2 protein-coding genes are annotated in these 2,597 nt (G+C 42.4%); both read right to left on the reverse strand.

Annotation, left to right across the window (positions count from 1 at the left end; translation table 11 throughout):
• Positions 1–48: 48 nt before the first annotated feature.
• Positions 49–1,425: a Trk system potassium transporter TrkA gene (gene trkA / locus ABYD77_RS18760; protein WP_372771616.1), complete on the reverse strand. Its 1,377-nt coding sequence runs from the start codon at positions 1,423–1,425 to the stop codon at positions 49–51.
• Positions 1,426–1,460: 35 nt separating this feature from the next.
• Positions 1,461–2,597: 16S rRNA (cytosine(967)-C(5))-methyltransferase RsmB (gene rsmB, locus ABYD77_RS18765; protein ID WP_372771617.1), on the reverse strand; the 1,137-nt coding region annotated here is incomplete at its 5' end.

The raw sequence follows: 2,597 nt of genomic DNA on the forward strand, positions 1-2,597 counted from the left end.
ATGGTTATAAATTAACTTTTGCAAAGTAGTGATATTTCTCAATTAAATTTATAAGAAGATAGCACTTACTTGGAAGAGTTTTTCAACCACGTGAATTTGTTTTTTATCGATAAGGAACATAATGACGTGGTCACCAGAGAGGATCACGGTATCATCATGAGCAATCACTACATCGTCATTACGCACGATAGCACCAATGGTTGTACCCGCAGGTAATTTGATATCTTGAATGGCTCGACCGACAACTTTTGAGGTGGTTTCATCGCCGTGCGCTACTGCTTCAATGGCTTCAGCAGCGCCTTTGCGCAGTGAATACACATTAACAATATCACCACGACGAACGTGAGTTAATAGGGCTGAAATAGTTGCTTGTTGTGGGGAAATGGCAATATCAATTTCACCACCTTGCACTAGGTCAACATAGGCGCCACGTTGAATTAATACCATGGTTTTTTGTGCACCCATGCGTTTGGCAAGCATGGCTGACATAATGTTTGCTTCATCATCATTGGTAACGGCAATAAATACATCGACTTGTTCAATGTGTTCTTCCGATAATAATTCTTGGTCTGATGCATCACCACAGAAAACAACGGTACGGTCCAGAGTGCCTGAGAGGTATTCTGCACGTTCAGGATTTCGCTCAATCAGTTTTACACTGTGACTTTTCTCTAAAGTGCGTGCAAGGCCTGCACCAATATTACCGCCACCTACAATCATAATTTTTTTGTACGATTGCTCGAGTTTTTGTAGCTCGCTCATTACCGCACGAATATGTTTAGTGGCAGCAACGAAAAAGATTTCGTCATCGGCTTCAATAACCGTTGTGCCTAGTGGTTTAATTGGTCGACCTTTACGGTAAATGGCGGCAACGCGCGTTTCAACATTAGGAATATGCTTTTTCAGTGCTGATAGTGCATAGCCAACAAGTAAACCACCGTAATAAGCTTTTACCGCCACTAACGATAATTTCCCTTCGGCAAACTGCAGTACCTGTAGTGCTCCAGGGTAATCAATTAAACGATGAATATATCGAGTAACCAGTTGTTCAGGAGCAATGTAGTGATCAACCGGTAAATCATGGTTATGGAATAACTGCTCTTTGTATTTAAGGTATTGCTCAGAGCGAATACGCGCAATTTTAGTTGGTGTATTAAAAATACTGTAAGCGATTTGACAGGCAATCATATTAACTTCGTCAGAGCTGGTAACCGCGATAATCATATCGGCATCTTCAGCACCAGCTTGGCGTAATACCTCAGGGTGAGCACTATGACCAGATACTACTTGAAGGTCATATTTATCTTGTAATACGCGTAGCTTTTCTCGGTTAATATCAACCACGGTGATTTCGTTTTTTTCACCTACTAGGTTTTCTGCTAAGGTGCCGCCAACTTGTCCGGCACCTAAAATGATAATTTTCATACTGTCAATCGCTTAGTTGGCGAACTTCGCCTTAATTATAATTTTTCAATTTTTGCGTAGAAAAAGCCATCATGTTCATCTGGCAGTAATTGCCAGCCTGGCTGCTCGATGGTATCTGCCAAATTGAGTGCGATATGCTTAGCATCAGCATGCTGTGCTAAAAACTGTTTTATCTGGTTGGTATTTTCTTCCGGTAAAACAGAGCATGTTGCATACACCAATGTGCCACCAGATTTTAATAATGGCCATATTTGTTCTAGTATTTGGTGCTGCAGCTTCGCTAGCTGTTCGATATCAGATGCTCTGCGCAGCCACTTGATATCGGGGTGGCGACGAATTACACCAGTTGCAGAACAGGGCACATCTAATAAGATTCGATCAAACTGTTCGCCTTCCCACCAGTCGTCTGGCTGGCTCGCGTCTGCACTGATTAGCTTTGCTTTTAGACCGATACGTTTTAAATTTTCTGATACGCGCTCAAGACGGGTTGCGTCATGGTCGAGTGCGGTAACATCACATTCCGCTAGCTCTAAAATATGACACGTTTTACCACCAGGAGCTGCGCAGGCATCAAGAATTTTGTCGCCATCTTTTGGTTCGAGTAATCTTGCTGCAAGTTGTGCAGCACCATCTTGAACTGAGCTATGTCCTAGCTCGAAGCCAGGTAATTTAAATACATCAACGGCATTTTCAAGTACCAGTGCATCATCAAATTGTTCAACTAAATGTGCTTCAATATCTGCATCAAGCAGTAAATCTCGGTACGCTTTAGGCGAATAGTAGTTACTATTAACGCGCAACCACATTGGCGCTTGTACTTGGTTTGCTTCAACAATATCTTGCCAGTTGTCAGGGTAAGCTACTTTTAGCTTATTTAAAAACCAACCAGGGTGATTATACTTACAGGCATCAATTTGATCGGCTAAGTTTTCCAGTTCGCTTTGGCGGCGCTGAAAGTTACGCAGCACTGCGTTTACTAGCCCTTTAAGACCAGGTGCTCGCATTGTTTTAACCGCATTTACCGTTTCATCAAGTGCAGCGTGAGCTGGAATGCGCATGTGCTGAAGCTGATAAATACCCACATAAAGTAAAAATTGGAATGGACGCTGTTTGCCTTTCAATGGTTTTTCAAGCAGGTGAGAACAGTAATTTTCTAAACTTGGCAGGTAGCG

Origin of the sequence: Pseudoalteromonas sp., from assembly GCF_041629635.1 — a bacterium.
Lineage (GTDB): Bacteria > Pseudomonadota > Gammaproteobacteria > Enterobacterales > Alteromonadaceae > Pseudoalteromonas.